This window comes from Dictyobacter alpinus (genome assembly GCF_003967575.1).
Taxonomy (GTDB): Bacteria; Chloroflexota; Ktedonobacteria; order Ktedonobacterales; family Ktedonobacteraceae; genus Dictyobacter; species Dictyobacter alpinus.
In genome coordinates, this window is record NZ_BIFT01000002.1 from 2491472 (window position 1) to 2516638 (window position 25167).

Annotated in this window: 22 protein-coding genes; 9 read left to right on the top strand and 13 right to left on the bottom strand. The window is 48.0% G+C overall.

The window, feature by feature from the left end:
* Positions 1-46: 46 nt before the first annotated feature.
* Positions 47-301, top strand: coding sequence for a hypothetical protein (locus EL633_RS32455; RefSeq protein ID WP_126631355.1), 255 nt, complete (start codon positions 47-49; stop codon positions 299-301).
* 349 nt (positions 302-650) lie between these two features.
* Here the strand turns inward: EL633_RS32455 and EL633_RS32465 are convergent, their stop codons facing one another.
* The 5 genes from EL633_RS32465 to EL633_RS32485 form a co-directional block, all read right to left on the bottom strand.
* Positions 651-779, bottom strand: coding sequence for a MerR family DNA-binding transcriptional regulator (locus EL633_RS32465; RefSeq protein ID WP_126631356.1), 129 nt, complete (start codon positions 777-779; stop codon positions 651-653).
* A gap of 92 nt (positions 780-871) precedes the next feature.
* Complete coding sequence (locus EL633_RS32470) at positions 872-1279, bottom strand: TIGR03667 family PPOX class F420-dependent oxidoreductase (protein ID WP_126631357.1); 408 nt, start codon at positions 1277-1279, stop codon at positions 872-874.
* Between the two features lie 107 nt (positions 1280-1386).
* Positions 1387-2664, bottom strand: a complete 1278-nt coding sequence (locus tag EL633_RS32475; RefSeq protein ID WP_161982638.1) for an MFS transporter — start codon at positions 2662-2664, stop codon at positions 1387-1389.
* Positions 2665-3113: 449 nt separating this feature from the next.
* Positions 3114-3941: a MerR family transcriptional regulator gene (locus EL633_RS32480; RefSeq protein WP_161982639.1), complete on the bottom strand. Its 828-nt coding sequence runs from the start codon at positions 3939-3941 to the stop codon at positions 3114-3116.
* A gap of 90 nt (positions 3942-4031) precedes the next feature.
* Positions 4032-5675, bottom strand: coding sequence for an FAD-binding oxidoreductase (locus EL633_RS32485; protein ID WP_126631360.1), 1644 nt, complete (start codon positions 5673-5675; stop codon positions 4032-4034).
* 314 nt (positions 5676-5989) lie between these two features.
* Between EL633_RS32485 and EL633_RS32490 the strand changes: the two genes are divergently transcribed.
* Positions 5990-6301, top strand: a complete 312-nt coding sequence (locus EL633_RS32490) for a hypothetical protein (protein ID WP_126631361.1) — start codon at positions 5990-5992, stop codon at positions 6299-6301.
* 204 nt (positions 6302-6505) lie between these two features.
* A complete protein-coding gene (locus tag EL633_RS32495) occupies positions 6506-7468 on the top strand; it encodes a zinc-dependent alcohol dehydrogenase family protein (protein ID WP_126631362.1) in 963 nt (320 codons plus the stop codon).
* A gap of 66 nt (positions 7469-7534) precedes the next feature.
* Here the strand turns inward: EL633_RS32495 and EL633_RS32500 are convergent, their stop codons facing one another.
* Positions 7535-7744 (bottom strand): hypothetical protein, encoded by a 210-nt coding sequence (locus EL633_RS32500; RefSeq protein WP_126631363.1) that lies wholly within the window; start codon positions 7742-7744, stop codon positions 7535-7537.
* 343 nt (positions 7745-8087) lie between these two features.
* Here EL633_RS32500 and EL633_RS32505 point away from each other — a divergent pair, with 343 nt between their 5' ends.
* Positions 8088-9998, top strand: a complete 1911-nt coding sequence (locus EL633_RS32505; RefSeq protein WP_161982640.1) for a type 1 periplasmic-binding domain-containing protein — start codon at positions 8088-8090, stop codon at positions 9996-9998.
* 142 nt (positions 9999-10140) lie between these two features.
* Here EL633_RS32505 and EL633_RS32510 read toward each other — a convergent pair whose 3' ends face one another.
* Positions 10141-10356, bottom strand: a complete 216-nt coding sequence (locus EL633_RS32510; RefSeq protein WP_126631365.1) for a hypothetical protein — start codon at positions 10354-10356, stop codon at positions 10141-10143.
* Between the two features lie 194 nt (positions 10357-10550).
* Between EL633_RS32510 and EL633_RS32515 the strand changes: the two genes are divergently transcribed.
* From EL633_RS32515 to EL633_RS32525, 3 genes are all read left to right on the top strand, one after another.
* The gene (locus tag EL633_RS32515; RefSeq protein ID WP_126631366.1) at positions 10551-11798 is read left to right on the top strand and encodes a hypothetical protein; all 1248 of its coding nucleotides are present in this window, start codon (positions 10551-10553) and stop codon (positions 11796-11798) included.
* Between the two features lie 174 nt (positions 11799-11972).
* Positions 11973-13895: a glycoside hydrolase family 127 protein gene (locus EL633_RS32520; RefSeq protein WP_126631367.1), complete on the top strand. Its 1923-nt coding sequence runs from the start codon at positions 11973-11975 to the stop codon at positions 13893-13895.
* Positions 13896-14005: 110 nt separating this feature from the next.
* Complete coding sequence (locus EL633_RS32525) at positions 14006-14575, top strand: phosphotransferase-like protein (RefSeq protein WP_126631368.1); 570 nt, start codon at positions 14006-14008, stop codon at positions 14573-14575.
* A 158-nt stretch (positions 14576-14733) separates the two neighbouring features.
* Here the strand turns inward: EL633_RS32525 and EL633_RS32530 are convergent, their stop codons facing one another.
* Both EL633_RS32530 and EL633_RS32535 read right to left on the bottom strand, forming a co-directional pair.
* The gene (locus tag EL633_RS32530) at positions 14734-15729 is read right to left on the bottom strand and encodes a L,D-transpeptidase family protein (RefSeq protein WP_126631369.1); all 996 of its coding nucleotides are present in this window, start codon (positions 15727-15729) and stop codon (positions 14734-14736) included.
* 215 nt (positions 15730-15944) lie between these two features.
* A complete protein-coding gene (locus tag EL633_RS32535; RefSeq protein ID WP_126631370.1) occupies positions 15945-16514 on the bottom strand; it encodes a redoxin domain-containing protein in 570 nt (189 codons plus the stop codon).
* A gap of 270 nt (positions 16515-16784) precedes the next feature.
* Between EL633_RS32535 and EL633_RS32540 the strand changes: the two genes are divergently transcribed.
* The gene (locus EL633_RS32540) at positions 16785-17807 is read left to right on the top strand and encodes a phosphotransferase enzyme family protein (protein WP_161982641.1); all 1023 of its coding nucleotides are present in this window, start codon (positions 16785-16787) and stop codon (positions 17805-17807) included.
* Positions 17808-17825: 18 nt separating this feature from the next.
* Here the strand turns inward: EL633_RS32540 and EL633_RS32545 are convergent, their stop codons facing one another.
* A complete protein-coding gene (locus tag EL633_RS32545) occupies positions 17826-18392 on the bottom strand; it encodes a DnaJ family domain-containing protein (protein ID WP_126631372.1) in 567 nt (188 codons plus the stop codon).
* 328 nt (positions 18393-18720) lie between these two features.
* On the opposite strand from EL633_RS32545, the gene EL633_RS32550 reads away from it, so the two are divergent.
* Entirely contained in the window at positions 18721-18930 is a 210-nt protein-coding gene (locus EL633_RS32550; RefSeq protein ID WP_126631373.1) for a hypothetical protein, read from the top strand.
* A gap of 120 nt (positions 18931-19050) precedes the next feature.
* Here the strand turns inward: EL633_RS32550 and EL633_RS32555 are convergent, their stop codons facing one another.
* From EL633_RS32555 to EL633_RS32565, 3 genes are all read right to left on the bottom strand, one after another.
* The gene (locus EL633_RS32555) at positions 19051-19764 is read right to left on the bottom strand and encodes an SDR family NAD(P)-dependent oxidoreductase (RefSeq protein WP_126631374.1); all 714 of its coding nucleotides are present in this window, start codon (positions 19762-19764) and stop codon (positions 19051-19053) included.
* 68 nt (positions 19765-19832) lie between these two features.
* The gene (locus tag EL633_RS32560) at positions 19833-23432 is read right to left on the bottom strand and encodes a WD40 domain-containing protein (protein WP_161982642.1); all 3600 of its coding nucleotides are present in this window, start codon (positions 23430-23432) and stop codon (positions 19833-19835) included.
* Positions 23433-23542: 110 nt separating this feature from the next.
* The gene (locus EL633_RS32565; protein WP_126631376.1) at positions 23543-25153 is read right to left on the bottom strand and encodes a phosphorylase family protein; all 1611 of its coding nucleotides are present in this window, start codon (positions 25151-25153) and stop codon (positions 23543-23545) included.
* Positions 25154-25167 lie beyond the last annotated feature (14 nt).

The following is a 25167-nucleotide window of genomic DNA, read 5'->3' on the forward strand; positions in this document are numbered from 1 at the left end:
AATCTTTAGCTATGATTCCTGTTCTAAAACACAAAGAGGGCTTGAAATGCATTATAATGCTCCAGCATTAGCATCTCAATTTATGGATAACTATCAACGTTTATCTGAAAAGGAGAAGGAAGTAGAGCCCACCATCGCTCGTCTTCATGCACAAGGTTTACTGTTGGGGGATGCATTGAGAATATTACGTATTGTTTATCATATTGATTTACACGAAGCACAAAAACTTTTGTTTAAACATCCTGACTGGCAAAAGAACGTGAATTTTCCGAACAAATACTCGAGTATTTTTTTTCTGTAGAGCCTTGATATGAACATTATTGACTACTCCTGGGGATGATTATGCTTTGGAAAGACCATAATTTTGCCACATTTGATGTATACGAGTAAAAAGCTCTGAATGTTCCACAAAGACACTAAACGCCGCCCACTGGTTGGGCGGCGTTTAGATATTACAGGCAGTTATTCTTGTTGGCGGCGATACTCAGCGCCATATCTTTTCCAAGTCCACGGCTTCCGCCAGTGATGATTGCTATTGCCATGATATTTCCTTTCAAGTAGAATCCTCAATTGATATGCCGGTTGTGCGTAAACAAGCCAGCGTCTCAATGTTGCAGACATCTTCAACGGTATATCTACAATGGCCGCTACTACGAACGAATTGGCTTACTCAACAAGCCAATTTGTTCGTAGTAAGGTAACGTATGTTCGCTCAGACCAGTACTCTGAACCACTTCCTGAAGAGTAAAGTAGGTTGGTGTTTCTGTATCATCTATCATGGCTCTATTATCTATTACCTGGAGCGCTCCAGGTCAAGTGTTTATTCGCGCTTTTGTGAAAATTGGTTAGAGTTTCTATATGTGTTGGCTTATTAGCCAGTGATCAGGCGGATCGGTGTGATACGTATGGGCTGCGAATACAGCATCGTAAACTGCTCGGCGGTCACACCAATCCCTCGCAGCCCTTCACGATATTTCTCACTATAGGCTGGTAATGCCTCACGTCCCTGTCCTTTTTCCAGCAATTGAGCGGTTCCCTCAAGGATTACCACATCACGACCATCTTTTGTATCATCGAGTGCCAGTACGACGGCCTGGTTCTGGCGTATATTGCGTACCTTTTGAGTTTTTGCCTTACTAAAAATCAGGATGGTTGCATTATCCCAAAGAAACCAGACTGGTATGTTATGTGGACGCCAATCGGGACGGATAGAGGTCAGCCAGACCATCTTATCAGAGCGGAGCCGTTCCTCCACATGTGGTTGTAGCGTAACTGTCATATTATTCCTTTCATTCTTGCCTATAAACAATCTTCAGAGAGAACATACACTCTCATGTAAGGTGAGAGTCAAGCGAAAGAAATGATGCCAGGGCCGCAATGTTGTATTTATCCCTTGTAGCGTGGTTCGTACTTGTATGTACGCAGATCAGGATAGCGCCAGGCGGTCCAACCGACGAGGAGTAGCGCGACGAGACCGCCAGAGATCAAGGTGAAGGAGACACTACTCAAGGCGGTCAGCAGACCAGCTTCCAGCTCACCAACCTGTGGTCCACCAAAGGCTACCATCATATGAATGGCATTAATACGGCCGCGCATAGCTTCTGGTGTCCATTCAAGTCGAATCATACTTCGTACTACCGTAGAGATCGTATCACCAACCCCGGTCAGTGCGAAGAGCACATATGAGAGCCAGAAGAAGGGTGAAAGACCAAATAGGGCGGTGGCCAGACCATAGAGTGCCACGCTTATCAGCAATACCCGTCCCTGGTGCTGAATAGGCTTACGGATCACAAGTGTGAAGCCAGTCAGGATCGAGCCTAGTGGTTGGGCTGTACCTAAGAGTCCATAGCCTACAACGCCTGCATGTAACACACGATCAGCGACGAGTGGAAGCATCATGCGGGCCGATGCAAAGAATGTTGCGCCACAGTCGAGCAACATGCTGCTCCAGATCATGCGCGTCTGTGAAGCAAAACGTAGCCCCTCACCCATCATGCGCCAGCTCTGTTCCATCTGTGCGGGTTGTGACTTCCCTCGATAACGCATGGCAAAAACAGTGACCAGAGCTACCAGAAATGAGAGCGCATTGCAAAGATAAATACTACCCAGATTGGTCACGACCAGCAGTAGCGTGGCCAGCAATGGACCTACGATGGTCCCAATATTCCATAGTAGGGAGTAGAGCGTGGCAGCATTGGGAAGATCCTCATCGGCGACCAATTCAGGATAGAGCGCGTTCTGGGCAGGCTCATCGAACGCTGTAATCGCCACTCCTAGGGCGGTCAGGATATACAGCAAAACAACGGTGATCTGGCCCGTAAAGGTTAGCAGTGCCAGCAGACCAGAACATATAGCGGAGATGATCTGTGCCCAGAGAACTAACAAGCGGCGATCGTAGCGATCGGCCAGCATGCCACCAAACAGAGCAAAGAGAAAAATAGGTACGACGCGAATCAAACCCAGTAAGCCCAGGCCCAGCGCCTGTGTATCAAGGGCAAAATGCCATTGGAAGAGCGAGAAATGGAATGCCTGACCGCGTAGCAGTTGATAGGCATGCCAGTTAATCGCAATAATCTGCATCTGCGTGCCAATACCTGAAAATAACTGCCCACCCCAGAGCAGACGAAAATCGCGTGATTGTAAAGCCGGAAATCGGGTTCGCATAAGATAATCCTTCTTCTTGGATGCACCATCACCACTTCCTTGCGATCCTCTGCTAACACGCCAGGCTGTTACTTTCATGATCACGCTTTTGTCAGCTCACGAGTCCAATTGAGGAGGTGTGCTACCTCTCTCTTTTTATATTGAAAGGCATGTTTATGGGTACCTGGATGAATCTGCTCTTCACGCCGCAAGATGCGAGGTTTTTTGGCATAAAAAAGAGCCCCGATTTGGGGGCTCTCTTGATGTGACATAAACAAGTATAACATATTCTCGGTAAATTTTCAAGGGACAAAACAAATTTTGCGGCAAAAAAGCCTTGATTTTTGGAGAATTATCAGGTATACTTAGTATGTAAGTTTGAGGAGCCCCCAAAAAGGACTCCTCTTTTTTGTTTAAAATGATGGCAAACTTCATTCTACATGCCTTGTCGATAGTCTCCTCTTATATATTTAGCTTGCTTGTAAACTAACTGGAAATTGCATTTCAGTAATTGGTTTGCCTGTATCTGCTGCTTCTGGTGATTGGAGTCGAATCTGGCGTACCGGACCACTGAGCTGGTAGTGGTTGGCTTCTATCCAGCGACGTAGGGACATGTAAGCTCGGCCGATTGACAGGTCATTTCCTATATGTACGGTGCTGGCTACCAGGCTGGCTGGTAGGTAGTGGATGTTGATCTGCTCGTTTCCAGCTATCCTATGTGCCAGAGGTACGGCGACCTCTGCATCAATCTCCATCCGCTCCTCGTTCCATCTGTGGGCGGAATGCCAGAGGAACAATTTGGGTCCTGAAATCTGGATGCCTTTTTCCTGAAGATAGGCCAGGAGCTGTTGGTCTAATATGCCATATTCACTGCTAGCAGGAATGCGTTCGCGTATTGATGCCACCAGCAAAGGTGGGACTTGCTTTAATAGTATATCGTAATCGGGCATGGTCTCCTCCTGCTCAATCTGGCGTAAGCGTGCGGCAATGCGGTTCAACCGTGCCTGTTCGGTCTGGATTACTTGCTGAACATAGTCTTGCTTACGCACAAATAGTGTACGTAATTGTTCCAGGGAAAGATCGTGTTCCAGTAGCAGGGCAATCTCCTCTAAGGGAAAACCGAGATCCTTCAGCGTTAAAATCCGATTTAGCCGTGGTAATTGATCCAGCCTATAATAGCGATAGCCCGTCTCAGGATCTAGCGCCGATGGTTTAAGCAAACCGTATTGATCGTAATAGCGCAAGGTCACGATCGATACCTGACCGATGCGCGCAAACTCACCAATCTTGAGCTGCATATGCTCTTTTCTCATTTCTTCTTTTTTATGAAAGCCTTCGAAAAGAGCATACACTCTCATGTATGGTGAGAGTCAAGCCTTTAGCCACCCTTAGTGCGCTAATGGAATGCTTTGCTTGAAGCGGAAGACATTTTTAGGATCATAGGTGGCTTTGACTTTTTGCAGTCGTGCCAGATTGTTCCCATAATATGCCTGTTGCCAGTTGTCCAGAGTTGGATCAATATAATTCTGGTAGGCGGCTCCTGAGGCGTATGGCTTCATCGCTTGCCAGGTATTATTGAGCCAGGTGCGGTTCTGGCTGATGATCGCTGCGCTCGCATCTGTGTCCCAGTTCGCATTGTATTGGATTGAGAAGAGCATGTTGCGGTGTACAAACGCGGTGGCATCTGGAGCGACGCGATTGATAGCTCCACCATATGTGTCGATGCCGATGCCGCCGGTGTTTGGTAGTGACGACTTCTGCCGCTGGGCAATGGCGTTGACGAGCGCATTGATACCCTGCCGTGGCATGGTTTTGCTAAAGTAATCCGATTTAGCGGCCGAGGCGTTGCGCTGTATTTGTCCTTGCGGGTCCTGACTGGGCAATCGGCATTGATTGAGATTTTTATCTGAGCAACCGGCTTCATAGAGCATGGTATCCAGCAGGCCTGCGCTAGAGACGTAGCGCACTGTGGGTGCAATGCCTAGTTTATTGATGAGTGTCTGCAGTTGCTGATTAAGGGGATCCGCGCCACCCACAAATACGCCATTGATACGTACAATTGGATCGCCGTTTTTGTCTGTGGTATTGAGTAACAGACAGTTGGACCATAGTTCGTCAGGTGCTTGCGGACCCCAGTTTTGCCAGGCGTCAACGACGGCGGCCGCATCCTGCCATGCCCAACCAAGCGTGAAGATAGAGAGCGTATCCACTGGATGTGTCTGGAAGGTGAAGGAGGTCACGATCCCGAAGTTGCCGCCACCGCCACCTCGCAGTGCCCAGTAGAGGTCGGGATTCTGGTTGGCATCGCAGGTAACCAGGCGACCATCGGCCACTACAACCTGGGCTGAGAGCAGATTATCACAGGTCAGACCAAACTTCCGCCCAAGCACACCAACGCCACCGCCCATGGTTAGCCCGGAAATTCCTACGGTCGGACATGAACCCGCTGGAATGACACGACCATTGTCTGCCAGATGAGCATAGACATCAATGAGTTTGGCTCCACTCCCAATCGTGGCCTTTCCACTGGCAGTATCCAGAGTGATACTATTCATGCGCGAAACGTCCAGCAGGAGTCCTGTGGTCGTTGAATAGCCTGCATATGAGTGTCCACCAGAGCGTGCGGTGATCGGCAGGTTAAAGCGTTCAACAAATGCCAGACAGGTCTGCACATCTTTTGGCGAAGTACAATACACGACCCCTGCAGGCTTGATCGCGTCAAATTGTGGATCAAATAATTGATGGGCCGTGGCATATTGAGCGTTGTTTGGACGCAGCAAGGTGCCTTTTATATTTTTCGCCAGCGCTGACCAGTCTGCCTCGGTAAGTACAGGTGCTTTCGTTGGCGTTGGTTGTAGCGTTGGTTTAGCGGGTATCGTTGGTGGGGTATTTCCCGGATTTGCATTGACGGGTGTCTGACAGGCACCTAGTAAAACAGGCATACTTCCAACCGCGCAGAGCGCTAGAAATTTCCTGCGATTTACCTGTATATTCTCTAGCCATGTTGGCTGTTGCTTCGATTCCTCTGCCATCTTGCGATCCTTCTTGATTGTATGAGGCTAAATATGTATTTGTTGTATCTATTATGTGTAAGCCATGGTATAACACGTCGTTTTTACTGTGGTGGTTTTACTGTGACCCGCACAAAGATTTTTTGGCATGCATATCATGGTATGAATATAGCGCAATGATAGTAGATTTGTGCCTGCAGTTCTATGAAGCACTTCACATTCGCACTTCAAGATCAAGCGAAGGCGAATTGTGTTATGCTAATGATAGCTTTCCTAGTTTTCGGGCGACGTTGAAGTGTACTTGCGCACATAAAATCATCAAGTAGAGAAATAGTATGAATGATCAATATTCACAGGAGCAGTTGGCGGCTTTGCGAGACAACGAGGCTCGTTGCGTACGAGTCCTGGCCGCCTGCCGCCGTTTTGCGGTCAATGTCAGTGGGGCCGCGGGCAACTATGCCACATTTGCCCAGAATGAAGAGGTCCTGTTGGAGTCCTTTCACGAGATCGAACTGGCCCATGCCAGTCCTGATGGCCGCTATGAGCAGTTGTTTGTTGAACGCTGTCAGCGGGCCGGCTTAACTTCCGCTGATGTCGCTATGCTACAGACACGCTGGCAGCAGCTCCAACAGTATGAGGAAGATTAAGCGTAATATCTGGACTTTCTTGCGGTCCAACACTTTTATAGAAGAGTTTGCCTGCTTTCTTTGTCTACTTTATGAATAGTCTTATCGTGTCAGAGATGAAGATTTATAGTGTTAGACAATGATGCCTATACTGTCGATATCGTAATGGCATAGAGAACAAATCTGCTGTGTTTAATTAGAAACACAGTTCTTTTTTTGGAAAGTGTGGAATGTATGAAAGCAATGATTATTACTGGATTTGGTGGGCCCGAGGTTTTTCAGGCAAGGGAAATGCCAAAGCCTACGCCTGAGGCGGATGAAGTATTAGTGCGAGTTTATGCTAGCTCTATTAATCCAGTTGATTATAAAATTCGTCAGGCTGGTTCGTGGGCAGGTGTACAGCCTCCTGCGATTATTGGCTATGATGTTTCGGGTGTGGTTGAAGAAGTGGGCGCGTCCGTGAAGGATTTCAAGGTAGGTGATGAGGTCTATTATACTCCGGATATTCCTGGACGCGGCGGTAGTTATGCGGAATATCATGTGGCTCGCGAAGCGATTGTGGCCCATAAACCTAAAAATTTGTCACATCTGGAGGCGGCCAGTATTCCTCTGGCTGGTGGTACTGCCTGGGATGCTTTAATTACCAGGGCTCAATTAAGACCCGCTGAGACAGTTTTGATCCATGGTGGTACAGGTGGAGTGGGCTCACTGGCTGTTCAGATCGCTCATGCTACAGGTGCTTATGTCTTTACAACCTGTAGTAGTAAAAATGCAGAGCTGGCAAAACAACTGGGTGCTGATCGCGTGATCGATTATAAGACAGAAAATTATGTGGATGTCATCGCTAAGGAGACGAATGGTCGGGGGGTAGACGTTGTCTTTGATACCGTTGGCGGTGAGACGATCGCGAATAGTATTGCGGCTACCAAGATGTATAGCCGTATGGTCAGTGTCGTTGATATCGCTGGCAATACCTATCCTGCCTTTTTGAAGAACATTACCTTGCACTATCTCTTCCTGCAGCGCGAGCGTTATAAATTGGATTATCTGCGCAATCTTCTTGAAGGTGGCAAGATTAAACCAGTTATCGCTAAAGTTATGCCTTTGGAAGAAGTGGCCCAGGCTCAGCGCGAACTTGAGCAGGGAGGTGTAGCCGGTAAGATTGTTATTCAGGTCGTCAAAAACTAAGCGCATACTGCTAAAAATGACGGACACAATCGTGTCCGTCATTTTTGTCATTGTTCGCAGTTTTAGTTAAAAACTGTTTCGTCCGCGCTCGCGCTCATTCATCGCTTCTCGAATTGAGCGGAGGGAGTAGCGCTGATCACCCACCATGATGAAAACGCCTCGGCCATCTTGTATATCTGCAATCTGGCGATGTAATTCCGCATTTTCTGCTTGCAAGCTCTCCATAGTCTGTTTCTGTCGAAATATTTCCTGGGCGAGCTGATCAAACGAATTCATTGGTCTTTGTGTCCTTTCTCAAAAGTTACCTCTAATTCCAGAACGCAGCAAGCATTCTGTCCATAACATCGTGGTACTGTTACCCATCCATTTTTCTCTCCACCCATTTAAGCTTTCTGTCAGTTTAGCAATTGTAGCATACATACAGATTTAGAGCCTTCCCCCAGGCTTAAATTTCAGGATAATTTGGCGAGTGTTTAGCTTTAACACTTATTTTACACTGCTTTTTACAATTTTGCTTTATCGACAAGTACTCACCTTATTTATGCAACGTTGCTATATGGGAACACGTATTGTATTATGGGCACCATGCCTGATCTTCTTACCCAAAGGAATGTTTTATATGAGCAAGAAGTTATCGACTACCAATACGAATGCCCCGGCTAATGCTGATCCACTTTATATTCAAACAGGGGCTGAAGATGTTGTCCCTGACAAGCTTGCGGGGGATGGCTGGACCTTAAACATCCTCTGGGCCATCACAATTAGCATCTTTATCATCTCTTTCTTCACTTCAGCGTATCAGTATACCTGGAGCTCGGTGGCCGCTTTCCTGGCGATTGAAGGCTTTAAGCGTGTCTGGGATGGTATATTCAAGTACACAGACCCCTTGCTCTATCGGCTTTTTAGCCATCTTCCTAACTTTGTGCAAAGAATCTGGCATTGGCTGACCCGCTTCTATACGTTGGCTACGCCTTTTGTAATTATTACTCTAGTTTTTATGCTGCTGACTCCAAAAGAATTTAGTTCTTTCTTTACTTACTTTTATCCAAATCAACTCTGTATCGAGCATCAGGTTGACGTGCTGGCATCTATTTGCCCAAATGGTGTAGGGACCTCGCAGATCCAGGCTGGTACTGAGCAAGTTACTGTTGGAATTATTGATGAAAATCATGCCAGTCCTTTTGATCAGTCCAATGGTAATACTTCAGAGAAACAGGTGGAATCTCTGATCTTTCAGGAAAATAAGCAGGTTGTTACCAATAAACAATATATGACTTTGATGGTAGCGACGATGCTTAGTCGTACGCTGGATGATAGTGAGCTTTCGATTTCTGTGGGTTTGAAGGATTTGAGTGGGGCGTACCTCGCGCAAAAAGATTATAACGCAAAACATAAGCTAAAAGTGCGTCTGGTCATTGTTAATATCGGGACGCGTCTGGCGGTTGATCAAACGGTTGAGCAGGTCATGAAACAGGTTGTTCTGTATGCCAGGAAAGATCCAACATTTCGTGGCATGATTGGTCCGCCTTTTAGTCGTTCCACCCAGCTTGCTCTGGGGCAGCTTGCCGCCTTGCATCAATCGAATATTCCTGTTGTTTCTCCTTCTGCGACCAGTGATTTGTTGTCGAATACCCCTGGTTTTTATCGTGTGGTGTCATCTGACAAAGTTCAGAGTAAATATATGGGCCAATTTTTTGGCAGGCATATGGTGCCTGCTTATCAAGCAAAAATGCATCTGAAGTCAGATGCTCCACTGAATATTGCGGTATTTAGCGATAGTACCGATCCATATAGTACCAGCCTCAATCGCGATTTTCTTGAGCAGGCTCAGGTTCAGGTTCCCAATCTCCATCCTATTCTGGAGCAATATGTAGTGGGTAGAATCGATACTATTACTCAAGGTTTGCAGGATGCTCTGGACCAGGGTGCAGGTATGATTTACTTTTCAGGCTATCAAGCTGATCTTAAGCCACTTGAGAATGCATTGCATGAGTTGAAGATAAGAAAAGGCATTACGCAGACGATACCGATTCTGGGTGGAGATGGTTTATATGAGATGAATGGCTATATGGATAATGAGTATGAGACTGTGTTTGCAACCGTCTATGCTTCACCGATCGATCCGAATAGTCCTTTTAAAAAGGAATTTGATCAGGTGTTTGGTCAGACTGCGGATGTACCCAGTGGTCAACCATATGCCTTGCTGGCGCCACATGCGATTCTATCATACGATGCGACGAATACTTTTCTTCATGCATTGGATAAAAGTTTGTCGATAAATAATAATAGTAATTTGCCATCGGTAAGCGATTTTAATAGTGCACTCCAGAATGTGACCTTTGAAGGTATCAGTGGGTTGATCTCTTTTGAAGGGGGCAACGCGAATTCTTTTCAGCGTAGTGATCCCCTGAATAAAGGAGCCTATGTGATGTGCGTAGATCAAAATCATCATACCCATACCGCTGCCAGCTACGGACCTGATCAATCAGAGCATTATTTTTTGAAAGATGCTCTACAATGTTTGTCTTGATCAGTGTTTGATCCCCTGCATCAAGAGTATAGTGCTTACTTGAGTGCTAAAGCATCCGAGTAAGCACTATGCTCTTACTACAAATTTAGTGGTATGTTAGTCGATCATATGAGCAATGTTCACGCTTGTTTTTATCGCAATACTACTTACGGATAATCATGTCATGGATATCTGTAAGAATGGTACACGCCTCTTCAGGTCCATATAATTCTGCCAGTCGCAGCCACGAATACTCCATATTGGCATAGTGCTTGTTGATAAAATCATGACGTCCAGTTACACGGGGAGCATACAGTGCGTTTTCGGCCGCCTCACATTCTCTGGCGATATTCTCCATTAGTTTTGATAGTTCTCCCATTCCTCACTCCTATCACTAAAGGTGCATATCTGTAGCATAAGAAACGTACCATGTTCCTGCCTCGAATTCTGTCTTCTCGGGCTGGCGGAGTTTATTTTTTAAGCGGTTTTTGCTGAAAAGCTGATAAAATCAGGAATATAAATGCTATACTATGCAACATAAGGTGCTTTATTGTAGGAGGGGGATGTTTGGGTATGGAGCAGGATTGGTGGGTGCGGGAGGGATATTATCCATTCTCGGCAGGAAGTGATGATGATGCGGGATATCCTCATCCCGGGCAGGTCATCAAATACTATCGCACACAGAAGCAGTGGAAACGTTCGGATGGCAAGATAGGTAGATGTAGACAGAAAGATATTGCAGGTGCATTGGGTATTACGGAAAGTAGGGTGAGAGCAATGGAGAATACTGGGGATGGTTTGAATTCTGTGGCGCGCCGTCGGCTTTTGATTGAACTGTTGGGTATTCCACCAGTGCTGCTGGGATTGAGCATGATACCAGATGTGGAGAAGGCGACCAATCTGGGGGCTACAACGCGACAATTGGACATGAGTACTATCCGCTGGTACCAGTCGTCGCTGGGTGATTCCTGGGAATTATATTATACCGGGGCAGCTCCCAATCTCCCTGAGAATCTGGCCAACAAAATCGGGCATTTAAGAAATATCGTTCCACAGGTAACTTCGCAGCAAAAAACGCTGCTGCTGGCGCTTCAGTGCCGTTTTTACTTTTTAGCGGCACGCGTGGCATCGGACCAGAATGATCAGCTGCGGGCTACTTCTTTTTTGCTCAGTAGCAAGAAGATTGCCAATCAGTTGAATGACCCAGATTTGATTGCGTCCACTCATTTCTGGCATGGTCGTATGCTGCTGGAGAACAATAAATTTGCGCAGGCGCGCACCGAGTTGAGCAAGGCAATGCAGTACGCTCCCCAGCTTCAAAGCCTCCAGTTGCGTGGTGGGATCTATCTGGAAGCTGGTCTGGCCCATGCTTATACGGCACAGACGGCGAGTGAGAAAAAATTCACCCTGACACTCTTTGATGAAGCTAATTCTGTGCTCAAGAAAAGTAATGGCAAGCAAATTGATGATAGCTATATCAAGGTCAATGCTGGCCGCTATCATCAATTTCGGGCTGAGGCTTTAATTGCGCTTAAGCAGCCTGAGAGCGCCCTGCAAGAACTAGAGTATGCTGAACAGCATACAAGCCCTGATCTGACGCGACGACGTACCTATATTGAGATACTTAAAGCTAAAGCTGCAGTAGATCAGAAGGATTATATTTTTGCCTCCTACACACTTCGTGAGGCGTTGAAGAATTGTCGATCGATTAAGTCAGATGTGAACATTTCCTTCATTAAAGAGATTGTTACCGATTTAAGTCAGACTCCTTACGCAAAATCCATTGAGGTGGTGAGCCTGCGTAAAGAGCTCGGTCTATAATCTCTCTACATTGCGCCCACACACCAATAGACTGGTTTAAACAATTATTAAACCAGTCTATTGGTGTATAACGTTTTTTGTTATGCTTGAGTTGGATGCGGTCCGGTTACGTATAAAGTGCGTGAATGGTATACATATGGTAACATTGTATTTATCATTACCATGGAGGTTGCTATGATTGATCAGAACCAACGCAGGCTACAACCGATCGCATTTCATGCTGTCCAGTTTAAGGATACCTTCTGGCAGCCACGTATTGAGCTGGTGCGTGAGCAGACGATTCCATTTGAATATCTGCAGTGTAAAGAGACGGGCCGCATTGATGCGCTCCGTTTGGATTGGAAACCGGGACAGGAGCCCAGACCGCATATTTTCTGGGAGTCAGATGTTGCGAAGTGGATTGAGGCCGCAAGTTATAGTCTGGCCCTCCATCCTGATTCCGCGCTGGATGCTTTACTGGATCAGGTGATTGCTTTGCTTGCTGGCGCCCAGCAGCCGGACGGTTATTTAAATGTCTATTTTACCGTTGTTGATCCTGTTCAGCGCTGGACTGATCTACGTGATGCCCATGAGTTGTATTGTGCAGGTCATTTAATCGAGGCGGGCGTGGCCCATTTTGCGTCAACCGGGAAACGTACGTTGCTGGAGATTGTGCAGCGCTATGCGGATTATATCTCGACGATCTTTGGTCGTGAACCTGGTCAGAAGCGGGGTTACTGCGGTCACGAAGAGATTGAGCTGGCGCTGGTAAAGCTGTACCGGACAACGGGTGATGAGAAGTATCTGCGCTTGAGTCAGTATTTTATTGATGAGCGTGGCCAGCAGCCGTTTTATTTTGAGCAGGAGGCCCGGGAGCGTGGTACGCCGGGTTTCTTTGGTGGCGCTTTTCCTGAACGTGATGCGCAGCTAGTAGCGTTTCGGCAGTATAATCAATCTCATCAACCGGTTCGTGAACAGAGCCAGGTGGTGGGCCACGCGGTACGGGCGATGTATCTTTATTGTGCTATGGCCGATCTCGCGCTAGAACTGGATGATCCCTTGCTAGTCCAGGCCTGTGAGCGCTTATGGCAACATCTAACCACCAAGCGCATGTATCTGACTGGCGGCATCGGGCCCTCAAGTGCCAATGAAGGCTTTACCACGGACTATGATCTCCCCAACGAAACGGCCTATGCGGAGACTTGCGCGTCTGTTGGATTGGTCTTCTGGGCTCAGCGCATGCTGCATCTGGATTGCGATAGCCGCTACGCTGATGTGCTAGAGCGGACCCTCTATAATGGTGTGCTGAGCGGTATATCTCTGGACGGTAAGAAGTTTTTCTATGTGAATCCTTTGGCGAGCTCTGGCCATGCCCATCGTCAGGAGTGGTTTGGCTGTGCTTGTTGTCCTCCCAACATCGCTCGTCTGCTGAGTTCTCTGGGACAATATATGTATTCTCAGGGAGATGCCGAGGTCGTGGTTCATCTCTATGCCAGTAGCGAGGCCCAGCTACAGGTAGGTGAGCATGCCCTGACCATGCGCCAGCAGACGCAATATCCCTGGGATGGCGCGGTACGCCTGGACCTTGAGCTGGCAAGGCCCGCCAGCTTCACCTTGAAGTTGCGTATTCCGGATTGGTGTACCGATCCGGTTCTGCGTGTCAATGGAACCACAGTCGATATCACAGACTCTCTTGAGCGTGGCTATGCGCGTATTGAGCGTACCTGGCAGGCTGGTGATAGCGTTGAACTGGATCTACCAATGGCTGTGACCCGTATCCATGCCCATCCCTCTGTAGAGGCTGATGCAGGCTGTGTCGCCCTCCAACGTGGACCTATTATCTACTGCCTGGAGGCCGTGGATAACTCTGTTCCATTACAACAGTTACAACTGCCAGCTAACCAGCAGCTCCAGCCTGAATTTCAACAGGAACTCCTTGATGGTGTGGTTACACTGCATGGATCAGCCCTGGCACCAGATCTGGCAGCCTGGGAAAATCATCTCTATCGTGCGGGCAAACCACCAATGCTAGAGACTGCACTGACCGCGATCCCCTACTTCGCCTGGGATAACCGCCAGCCAGGTGCTATGCATGTCTGGATCCATGAAACGCAGTAACAACTGTTAATTGACACATAAAAGGGGTCTGGCTCAATTTATGGGTCAACCAACAAATCATCAACCAGGATAAGGAATCACGCTACCTCATCGCAGCTCGAAGGAGAGAAATGACAATGCATCAGGACGACCAACCAGGAGGAGAGCATCAGCCTGCTCTCATCGTAGTGACCGGTATTATGGCGGCTGGAAAGTCCACCATTGCCCATCTCCTCGCCCAATGCTTCGCTTGTGGCGTGCATGTGGAGGCCGATAAGCTGCACCATATGATTGTATCAGGCGCTGTGTGGGTGAAAGAACCGGAAGAACCATCTGGAGAGGCGGCTCAGCAACTTCGCTTGCGTATCAAGCATATGTGTCTGCTTGGCAAGTCGTTCCTGGCAGCGGGCTTCACCGTCGTCCTCGATGATATTATTAGCGGGTCCAGTTGGCAGTACTTGCAGGAGGAACTCCAGGGGGTTCCATTCTCCCTGGTAGTGCTTGCTCCACGTGTGGAGGTGGTGACCCGGCAACGAGATCTGCACCGAGCGAAGCCGCCTCAGGGCCGCGCATGGGCAGAATATCTTGACAATGATCTCCATAGGACGATGAAGGGATTAGGACTCTGGATTGACACCTCTGAGCAGACGCCAGAAGAAACAGTGAAGCAGATTCTCCATCATCTCTGGCCCCTCTTATGATAGGACAAATATTAGGTGGAGAAAGGATGACCTGAAGACAGTTTCGGCAGGTTATCCATCGGCTTCTATGGCTTATGTATAAAAAATAGAGCGCCTGCCTGCTATCAAAGAGCAGGCAGGTGGATCTTGTTTAGTCGGGGTGTCAGTCAGGCTATCATTTAATAGTGGATATTGACTGTCGTGCCCATCGGAGCCCAACCATAGAGCCAGCCGGCCTGGTCGGTACTCATGACAACACAGCCATGGGTGCCGGTCATCTCTCCAAACTGTGGATCAGTGTGGGGAACGTTGGTGCCTGGACCATAGGTGCTTCTCCACCAGGCATCGTGGAGGAAGAAGCCGCCTTCTTTAAACTCCAGGGCATAGTTGATATGGGTTGGCTCGTAGTAGTAAGGTGAACCAACCGGCCATGGTGAATAGAATGTGGTTGGGCTCTGCTTGTTAAAGACATGGTAGATGCCAGTTGGTGTGGGCAGATCAGGTTGTCCGCTAGTGATCGCGAAACTATTGTCCACTTTACCATTATTACAGAACGTGGCCCACTGCGCACTCAGATTAACATCCACCATTTGTCCCTCAGTACCTGTACAGTTCGCATTGCTATTGGCCGGAGCGGGTGCGGGTGCCGGTTTCTCTGTGGTCAATAAACCACTATAAATGTATTCGGGATTACTATTTTGATCGGAGATGCGATACCAGATCGGACTATTTGAGACTGCCTCTCCATTAATTGATCCATAAATGGTTACTTCAGCGCCAGCCTCCAAGGTCGAGACAATTGCTCCATCTGTATAGGGGGTGCTACGTACATTGACCGCATTTATAGTATATTTGACCGACGTCGCATTATCCCAATTGACTAACGCCACCACAGGTACCGGCGTCGGTGTAGGCTCAACAGCCTTGGTAGGTATTGGTGTAGGCTTAACCGTCTTTGTGGGCGTCGCTTGTGGCTTCACAGTACTTGTATGTGTTGGTTTTGCTTTTTGGCCATCAGCATAAGGCGAAGAGATCGGCGTCGTTTTCACCGGCTGATTACTCGTGCCAGGTGTTGCCCGTGCTGCAAAAGGATTGAATATAACAAACATTGCTGTCCCAATCAGGACCATAATAACTATAAAAGATAGAAAGAAAGTTTTTAAATAACTTTTCATATTGTACCCCCACTGTCTGATCACGTTTATTATTGCTTAGTAGTAGTATAGCCAACTTTATGGATGAAATAAATGACCTACTTCACAATTTTGCCGTAATCTCTCCTACAATCCCGGATATATTTGAAGATGCAATAAGGAGGTGGCTGCAGCCACCTCCTTATTGCATCTTCAAATATATCAAGCGAGCGCTGAAGGCTCTCGCTCCTATAAGCTCAATGAGATTCCTTATAAGGATAATGCTGACTCTTCTCATTATCCCAATTTGCACGTAAACCTGGAGTCGCAAGATCCCAGTCTGGTCGAATTTTCTGCGTGACCACACGCAGATCCTGGCGCAAATCTTCCGTGGATGGACGCCCCCAGAACCAATAGCCATTATAGATTTTATAAATTTTTAATCCAGGTTCCAATACCAATGTATGTGGAATCATTGGATCATGGTGGGGATCGGTATACTCCTGGATATCCAGATCCTTTTGAATCTTACGACCAGAATCCGAGAGAAATGGCCATTGAGCCCCCACGGCATCCCGGAACTCATTTGTCTCCAAAATATTGTCGGTTGAGATGGTTACAATTTTTGTGTATGCCACCGCTATCTGTGGATAGAATGCAGCCAGGGCCAGGTGTTGTTGATGATCCTTTGGACAATAATGCCCACGCGATAAGATCAAGATCATCGGATCAATACCCTGTAGCTCGCTAAGGCGGCGGCGCGTTCTGGTATGATCAGTGAGCTCATAATCAGGAAATGTAGCTCCTGGAACGATATCTGCACGCATATCAGACCTTCCTTTTTCGTAAGTAGTTTTCTGCTGACTCTACTAAAGAAACGCTTCTTTGTTGTACTAAAGATAGAATATACCTTGTTTCCGCTTCTTTAAATAAGAACAGGGGCCATGTGTTTTTCTATTCCTCTTCTTTATGATTAAAAAAATACCTTTTCGTATTTGTATATACAATAATACTTGTCAGGGAAAAGATTTCCTGGCATACTATATTGAGTTTTTCGTTCATATTGAATGTCAGAAGGAAGGTGGTCATTGTTCAAGATGGATGTTTCAAAGATCTGGATGGCCTGGCCTGTGCAGGGTCCTTGTTCCCTGACACCTCTTACGGGCGGCACCAACAATCATGTCTGGCGCATGGATGCGGCGGATGGCCAGTCCTATACCTTGCGCGTGGCTCCCAATGCCACGCATATCCCCAGAATGCGTTATGAGGCGTCAGTCCTGCAGGCGCTTTCTTTGACAGATCTACCGTTCCTGTTGCCAGTCCCTATTCCAGCCTTGAATGGGGATATACTGGTCCCTGTTATAGCAGGAGATGCATCTGGTCCGATGGCTACACTGGCAGCGTTTCTGCCAGGAGCGCGCTCGGAGCTTAGTACGCCAGAACGCGCCCATGAAGCTGGCGCTGCCCTTGCTCTGTTAGATCGTGCCCTTGTTTCACTCTCTGTAGCTTCACCGCCAGCGGATGCTCGGACGCTACTGCCTTTTGGCTATCTGGCTGAGCGGAATCCTCTGCTGCCGGATCTGGTGGCGGCTCTTGAGCAATTGCCTGTTGGTCATGAGTTGATCCAGCAATTACAGACCACACTCATTCAGCATCTTGCCGGGATTGATGAGCTCTATGCGACCTTGCCTCAACAATTACTGCATCGAGATCTCGATCCCAGTAATCTTTTAATCGATGAGCATGGCGTTACCGCCATACTGGATTTTGAGTTTGCGGCCACCGATATTCGTGTACTGGATCTAAGCGTATCCCTGAGCTGGTGGCCCGTTAGCCGTATGGGAACAGGAACAGAATGGGAGATCATTGATCCATTGGGTCAGGCCTATATTTCAATTTTTCCTTTAACTGAAACAGAATTAGCCGCTATTCCGGCCATGATGCGCATGCGCCAGTTTGCCTCCCTACAACATCGCATTGGTCGCTACCTCTCTGGCCTTGAGCAAGTTGAGACTATCCAGGAAGTTCTCGAATTTGCGCAATGGCGCTTCACCTGGCTTGCCAACCAGCAACATACCCTGATCGAACACGCCCTTGGCTGGCAAAGAATATCCTCGTGAAGATTGCTGCTCATGTTGTTATTCTTCATCAAACACGTAAAATTGTTCTCGATACTCTTTTAATAACTGCTCAATTGGTAGGGGGTGTATATGCATTAGCGTTGGTGCCATAATATTCAGGGATAGGGTGCGGCTATTAATCTCTTTGAGCAATTTAGTATAGTGCTTCTCGTATACATGCACTTCACGTTGATAAGCTCTGATACGTCCCCGATATTTTGCTTTAGACAGGGTTTGTATATAGTTGAGCCTATGTTGTAGATATGCAAGATGTTTTTCGATCTGGGCTGTCTTTCTCTGTATCTCTTTTTGCAGCGAGATCTCTACTGGCTCTGCACCGATTGATTTAAGGATATTGCTGGCTAATGCATCAAATCCATTCGTTTCCAATGCCTCGCGCTGAAAAGGTTTGCCTGCTCCCGGTAGATTATCAAACTGGCCTGCGTTCTGGGCTTTCTGGATCAAGTAATCGGCGATTCCATGGAAACGAATGGCTGCATTCTTTTGCTCTTCTTCCTCATCCTGTGTACGTTGAGCCCTTGCTCGCTCGGCGGGTGTTAACTTGCGCCAATCCACAAAATCCATTTTTAGCTCCCTGTCTATTTATACTATCGCTTTATACTGAGCTATATGCTTATTTGTTGCTGTGATTTGACAATCGAAATGTCCTCGCTGGTGAAGCATATCCTGTCCAGCAGCCAGCCTGAGAAGCTGATGGAGAACTGCAACTGAAAGCAGTATTGCTCTGCTTTTGACGCATATCCGCGACTGTGGCACAACTTTTGACAGATTTATTGTCCATTGGTCCATTCGCGCAAAAGTTTGCGTCTTTGCTCGCTTTTGCATGGACTACCAGGACAAGAAATGGTTCAAACTGGACAGGATATGCTTCAAAATTGATAAAAACCAGTGTATGAGTCGGGATCTTGCTCAACTGGATGCCTTTGGCGTCGAGTGGTACCATTTACCTCTGCTTTGCCAATTGGCTTGTCAGGTGAATGAACTACTTATTGTTTTGAACCATAATCTGTCCAGACATCCATTGACCCATAAAGCGTCTGGCAAGGACAAAGAGATTGGCAAACCACAGTTGCGTATTAACTTTATTTCTTTTATACCATAGAATATACAAAAACAAGAATATCATTGCAAGCGCAGGTGAGCGTAGAGGTGTGGATGCCCACGGAATAGAGTTGGTAATGAAAAAGGAGAGACGGCGTTCATTACCAACTCATCACATATCTTATGCGAAGCCTTTGAGGCTGTCTGCATAGACCTCAGCGGCTTCGGTCTGGATGGCTTCGAGGATCTTTTCGGCGACCTGCTCGGGTGTTTCCATGGGCATTATGCCCTGGCGGCGTTCAGTGCTCTGCTGCATGCTAATGGCATTCTGATGGAAATTGGTTTCAGTCAGGCCGGGATAGACGAGTCCGACGCTGATATTATCCTGGGCTAGCTCTTTGCGGGCAGTGAGTGAGATGGCGTTGAGGGCATATTTGGTTGAGGCATAGGGTCCAACGCCTGGAATGACCATCTTGGAGGTGCCTGAGCTAATGTTGATGATGACGCCTTTCCCTTGTGCGCGCATGATCGGGATGACCGCTTGCATGGCACTGATGACGCCGATCAGGTTGAGCTCGATGATATCACGGTAATCCTGGATGCTGGCCTGCTCTATCGAGATATGCATGCCCTGACCTGCGTTATTGACCAGTACATCTACACGGCCATAGTGCTGTTGTACTTGTGTGATCATCTGTTGGACCGCCTGTTCGTTACGCATATCTGCGGGGACGACCAGTGAATCTGGTAGCTCTTGCGCGAGTTGCTCAAGTTTCTCAACCGAGCGGGCGACCAGCGCGACTTTAGCCCCATGCTGGGTAAGCAAACGAGCTGTCGAGAGCCCGATACCGCTGGAGGCGCCAGTAACAATAATGACTTTTCCTGTTATTTCCATCGAGAATGTTCCTCTACCTATCTTTTTTTTCTATTGTAGTAACTTACCTGCTGTTATCATATCCTTTCTTATTCAATGGCGCCAAGGGTGAGGAGCATACTCTTCTGGGCCGGGGTGAGTCCGCGAATAGCGCTGATCTTCATGCGTTCGTATGGCCGATCGCTACGCCAGCTGTGTAGACAAGTGCCGTTCTGGCTATCCCAGATTTTTAATGTGCCATCGTGGCTGCCGCTAGCCAGCAGTGGTTGCTGAGGATGGAAGGCAAGCGAGCGGATACGTTGTGTATGGCCTTGAAGTATGTGCAGACAACTTTGGCTGGCGAGCTCCCAGAGGCGTATGGTGTTGTCTTCGCTCCCGCTGGCCAGTTGGGTACCATCGGGATTAAAGGCCAGCGTGTAGATGCGATCTGTATGTCCAGGCATGGTGGCTAGCTGTTTGCCGCTGGCGAGGTCCCAGAGATAGACGAGGCGGTCATCACCGCCACTGGCCAGACGCTGATGGATTGGATCAAATGCGATCAGCCAGACGCGTCCAGCGGGTTGCTGGAAAGTTTGCTGACAGGTCTGGTGGGCGATGTTCCAGAGACGGATATGGCCGTCATCGCTCCCACTGGCGAGCGTGTTATTGTCAATGAAAATTACTGACCTGATACGGCGCATAGCTTTGTCGAGACCGGTCAGGGTCCTGTGGATTTTTCCCGTCTGGCGATCCCATATCTGTATCTGCTGATCGTCACCGCCGCTGGCAAGCAGGCTACCATCAGGACTGAAGGCGACCGTGCGCACGCGGCCTTGATGCCCATTGAGGGTTTGCAGGTTGCTTCCTGTCTGGCTATCCCATAATTTGATGCTATGATCATCGCTCCCACTGGCCAGTAGACTGCCATCAGGACTAAAGGTGATTGCGTAGATCCAGCTTGTATGGTCCTGCAGGGTTCTGATAATCTGGCCGCTGCTGGTTGCACGTAGTTGGATGTTCAGCTCTTCTCCATTGCTGGCCAGCAGACTGCCATCAGGACTAAAGGCGGTGGCGTAGATCCAGTTGCTATGGCCTTTAAGGATTTTTAGGCACTGGCGACTGTTCGTATCCCAGATGCGGATCGCTTGATCTTCTCCTCCACTGATGACCTGACTACCATCTTGATTGAAGATGACGGCGCGTATACGTTTGCTGTGGCCTTGTAGGACGCTTGTACAGCGCATGGTTGTCATATCCCATAGGCGCACTGTCTGGTCTTCGCTAGCGCTGGCCAGGAGCCGTCCATCAGGCTGAAAGGCGACCGCCTGAACCAGACCTGTATGCTCGGTAAGGACATGGTTGCATTTTCCTGTATTCATGTCCCAGAGTCGTAATGTCTGATCGTCGCTGCCGCTGGCGATGGTCCGGCCATCCGGGCTGATGGCGACGGTATAGACGCGTCCTGTATGCCCATGAAGTACCATGAATTGTTTACCACCAGCCAGGCTCCAAAGACGTATGCTACCGTCTTCGCTGCCGCTGATCAAGGTTTGCCCATCAGGGCTCAACGCAAGCGAACGGATGATCCCCTGATGTCCGCTGAACGTTTGACTGTTTGCTCCACTGGCGATATCCCAGAATTGTATCTGTTTATCATCGCCGCCACTGATGAGTTGTGTGCCATCGGGACTGAAGATGACGCTGTAGATTTTTCCGCTTGTGCCACCAAAAACTTTGAGGCAGGTGTTTGTCTGGAGATCCCATAGGCGTATGCTCTGGTCGTCACTACTACTGGCCAGATAACGTGCATCGGGACTGAAGGCGATGGCGCGAATCCAGTCGCTATGACCTTTTAAGGTTGCCTGGGGGACACCAGCGGGGAGGCTCCAGATCTCGATATGTCCGTTGGCGGTTCCGGCGGCAAATTCTGCCTGTCCGGGCCTGCTGGCAAGGCAGAGGATATTATCAAAGGCTTCAGTAAAAATGCAATCGAGCATTTCAGCGTTACTGAAATTCGCATTGGTCAGATGGACATTTTGTAGATATGCCTGTCTGATAGTTAATCCCGAGAAATCGTATCCCTGTAGCGATACTCCTAGTTGAATGAGTAGATTGAGGATATTGCCAGGACCATAGCTGCTGGCTTGTGCTGTATTGCTACGCCAGTGCTGGAGCAGATTTTTACAGCGCTGCTCGCTTTCCTTCAGTCCCAGGCTGGTGTGTGCATATGTTGCCAGGGGAGCCAGTAATTGTGTGACTTGATTGCGGCGAATGTAGTCTCTGGTGCCTGCTTTGAGTAGGGCATGACTGATTAATAACACCGGCTCCTGTTGCCTGAATTCCTGTTGGATTTGTTGCAGTAATTGATTGCTGACATATTCCATAATCACTGGTTGTAGTGAGAAGACAGCGCTTTGAGGGCTTTCTACTAATGATCTGCGGCGCAGGGCTCTCAGTGCGGTCAGTAATTCTCCTTTTGATTGGATACGAATACTATCGCTGCGTAACGTCTCCAGGGATACTGGTTCGCGTTCGATTGCCAGCCAGTATAAAATTTCTTGTTCAAAGGCTGAGAGACGTAGGAATTGTTGATCCAGTAGTTCGTGTATATCTCCAGTGATAATCTCTTCCTGGTCTAAAAATGCCTTGATATCACCGGAAAACAGTTCCCGTATTGGTTCGGCGACCATTTTTAAGGCCAGAGGATTACCTGAATAGAGGGCGATAAAGCGTTGCCAGGTAGCCGGATCGCCGTGCAGGTCTACGTCTCGCAGCATATTCTGAGCGGCGCTCTCTTCGATTCCGTGCAGCTCCAGCGCGCGTACTGGCGAAGATCTGCCTTCTAATCGCACTGTCTCACGTGGCTTCTCACGGCTTGTTAAGAGGAGGCAACTCTGGTGTTGGGCTGTTCCCACCACTTCTAGCAGGCGTCCAAATTCCTGGTAACCCTCTTTATATGCTCCTGAACTGTCTCCACTCTGAATAATGGACTCAAAGTTATCGAAGACGACCAGACAACGATACTGGCGCAGATACGCTAGAAACATGAGGATCTGGGCATCAAGTTGTGGGGGGAGCGGTTTATACGCCAGTTGCGGGAGTAATTGCATAAATTGTGTGAGTACATCGCGAAAATGTGGGGGATTTTGCAGGCTGCGCCAGAAGACTACTTCAAACTGCGCACTGATCTGGTGCGCGAGTATCGTGGCCAGCGAGGTTTTTCCAACTCCACCCTGACCCTGTAGGATAATCAGCCGGCAATTATCCTGTAATATCCAGTTTTTCAACATGACTATCTCGTGGGTACGCCCATAGAAATACTCGGCCGTTGGTGCTTCTCCCCAGTCTATATAAGATCCATTTTCCTGGTCGACCTCAGGTAATGGTAATGTAGTTTTGCTGGATAATGTCAGGGGGGTCGTTGGTGTAATTGAGACCTGGAATGAAGCGGTTGGCGATTGGGAGTTCACCCCTGTCGTCTCTATCTGCATAGAGGTTTCGTTATTGGATGCTGGTTGATTATTTGCGGAGGATAGTTGGAAATAGTTGATGAGCAGCGTCATGATGCTAACTACCATGCCAACTACTAATGATATCACGGTCAACGTGCTTGCACCTGTATTAAGGCCTTGTTGACGGATAACTAGAAAGGCTATCAGTGTAATTGCGATTACTGCCAGTGCACATAGACTACCAATAATCCAAACCAACCTGCTCCTTCTTTTGTGCGGTTTTATGGTCTGGTTCGATTGTGGCTGCTGTTGAGAAGTTGACATTGGATTGATTTCTTTCTAATTCCAACGTTATCTGGGTGCAATGATCAGATCAGGCGCGTTTTTTGTAAGATATGGAGTATAAAATCAGCTGCGTTTTTCGCAGCTAGTTTTTGCTTTTTATCTTTGCCACGAGCCTTATTACCATCAGCCCAGTCACAGATGGCTTTTACCAGTAGCCAGTGGATACGGTTACGATAAGCTACTGCGTAAAGGCCCTCACCCTCCATTTCACCGCCGATGGCCTCAGGCTCAAGTTGTAATAGTTGATCGCGCAAGCTTTTATTATCTACCAACTTCTCGCCTGACAGGATCACGCCAGAGTGTACGGGCGCGCCAGGCCAATCTAGTTTGCCACTCTCGACTCTATCTAGCAGCATTGGCGATGCTGGTACCAGATCACCTCGTGGTATGATTACAGGCGTCTGCAGACCATCTTTACTGGTGCCATAGCGCTGCATTTCATAGCCACGCAACTTCTGCGAAACCAGGATATCGCCGATCTGTTGCTTACGTTCTTGTAAACCAAAGGCGATGCCAACCATAATTACGGCCGAAGGTTGCAGGGCACCGATGGCCTCATTGATCGTCAATGTCGAACCATCTGGACCTCCCGATCCCATCGTTGAACGGACCAGAAATACCTGCGCACCGTTGATCAGCCCCAGATCGTAATAGGTCTGATTATTGCGAAATTTTCTCTGGTAAACAGTCCCCACCTGCTCTTTTACTGCTACCAGGACTGCCAGTGTCTCTGTTTCGGTTACCGTTACCAGCAGGATGTCAGCCTTTAGACGATCTTCACTGCTCGCTTTAATCGGGGCTGGACGTTTGATTTTATAGGTCGTACTGACCGTTTCGGTGCGAGGGTTGGCATCTTGATTGGCTAGCAAATCTTCCAATGTGTTAAAAAAGCTGTCAAAGGTGATTGCTTCTCCAGCAATAGTGTATGTGTCAGGATTTTTGCCACGCGCTTCAAGGAGCGCCACCAGTTGATCATCGCCTGCTGGTGGATGATCCAATACATAATACGTACTGTTCTGACGCGTATACATACTTAAAGCTCGTAGGATATCCATATCCTGTTCAAGCGAACCCACAATAATAATATCTTGCTGCAGATAGCGCGCAATACTCTCGCGCAACGTCTGCCGGATCTCAAAGAAATCTGGAAAGCTTTCCGGTACCGCCTGATCATGCAGACTGCCATGAAGCTTTACAATCTGAATGCCTTTATCCCGTCTCTCAAGTTCTTGCACAATATAATCATCTTTATCTCTATCGGGTATAAGGAGTTGTAAATTATGTGTGGATAAGCCTTCCTGAATTAGTGCCTGCTCTAGATGTGAATCAATATTAGTTGTCAGTATGGTTGAGAAGTAGCCTTGAAGGATCAGGCGGGCTAGAGACTGATAGCCGCTGGTATGCTGGTTGGATTGCTCGAGTATTTTGAGAGTCAGCATCCGATCCATCCGTCCAAATTGGTGCATATAGTGGCGGAAATCGTTCCAGCGCTCACTACTACTTATCTGTCGTTGTACCTGAGGGGTCAACGATAGGGTAGAGGTGAGTAGCAGGTGATATGGCTGATTGGGCTGTTCTTGCCGGCGTAAACTTAAGATACGCGCCAGATGCGTTAAGATCTGTGCTGGTTCCATCCATTGCTCCTTAT

Coding starts and splice junctions, on each gene's coding strand:
- EL633_RS32455 (WP_126631355.1), top strand. CDS start 47: ATGCATTATAATGCTCCAGCATTAGCATCTCAATTTATGGATAACTAT.
- EL633_RS32465 (WP_126631356.1), bottom strand. CDS start 779: ATGATAGATGATACAGAAACACCAACCTACTTTACTCTTCAGGAAGTG.
- EL633_RS32470 (WP_126631357.1), bottom strand. CDS start 1,279: ATGACAGTTACGCTACAACCACATGTGGAGGAACGGCTCCGCTCTGAT.
- EL633_RS32475 (WP_161982638.1), bottom strand. CDS start 2,664: ATGCGAACCCGATTTCCGGCTTTACAATCACGCGATTTTCGTCTGCTC.
- EL633_RS32480 (WP_161982639.1), bottom strand. CDS start 3,941: ATGCAGCTCAAGATTGGTGAGTTTGCGCGCATCGGTCAGGTATCGATC.
- EL633_RS32485 (WP_126631360.1), bottom strand. CDS start 5,675: ATGGCAGAGGAATCGAAGCAACAGCCAACATGGCTAGAGAATATACAG.
- EL633_RS32490 (WP_126631361.1), top strand. CDS start 5,990: ATGAATGATCAATATTCACAGGAGCAGTTGGCGGCTTTGCGAGACAAC.
- EL633_RS32500 (WP_126631363.1), bottom strand. CDS start 7,744: ATGAATTCGTTTGATCAGCTCGCCCAGGAAATATTTCGACAGAAACAG.
- EL633_RS32505 (WP_161982640.1), top strand. CDS start 8,088: ATGAGCAAGAAGTTATCGACTACCAATACGAATGCCCCGGCTAATGCT.
- EL633_RS32510 (WP_126631365.1), bottom strand. CDS start 10,356: ATGGGAGAACTATCAAAACTAATGGAGAATATCGCCAGAGAATGTGAG.
- EL633_RS32515 (WP_126631366.1), top strand. CDS start 10,551: ATGGAGCAGGATTGGTGGGTGCGGGAGGGATATTATCCATTCTCGGCA.
- EL633_RS32520 (WP_126631367.1), top strand. CDS start 11,973: ATGATTGATCAGAACCAACGCAGGCTACAACCGATCGCATTTCATGCT.
- EL633_RS32525 (WP_126631368.1), top strand. CDS start 14,006: ATGACAATGCATCAGGACGACCAACCAGGAGGAGAGCATCAGCCTGCT.
- EL633_RS32530 (WP_126631369.1), bottom strand. CDS start 15,729: ATGAAAAGTTATTTAAAAACTTTCTTTCTATCTTTTATAGTTATTATG.
- EL633_RS32535 (WP_126631370.1), bottom strand. CDS start 16,514: ATGCGTGCAGATATCGTTCCAGGAGCTACATTTCCTGATTATGAGCTC.
- EL633_RS32540 (WP_161982641.1), top strand. CDS start 16,785: ATGGATGTTTCAAAGATCTGGATGGCCTGGCCTGTGCAGGGTCCTTGT.
- EL633_RS32545 (WP_126631372.1), bottom strand. CDS start 18,392: ATGGATTTTGTGGATTGGCGCAAGTTAACACCCGCCGAGCGAGCAAGG.
- EL633_RS32550 (WP_126631373.1), top strand. CDS start 18,721: ATGAGTCGGGATCTTGCTCAACTGGATGCCTTTGGCGTCGAGTGGTAC.
- EL633_RS32555 (WP_126631374.1), bottom strand. CDS start 19,764: ATGGAAATAACAGGAAAAGTCATTATTGTTACTGGCGCCTCCAGCGGT.
- EL633_RS32565 (WP_126631376.1), bottom strand. CDS start 25,153: ATGGAACCAGCACAGATCTTAACGCATCTGGCGCGTATCTTAAGTTTA.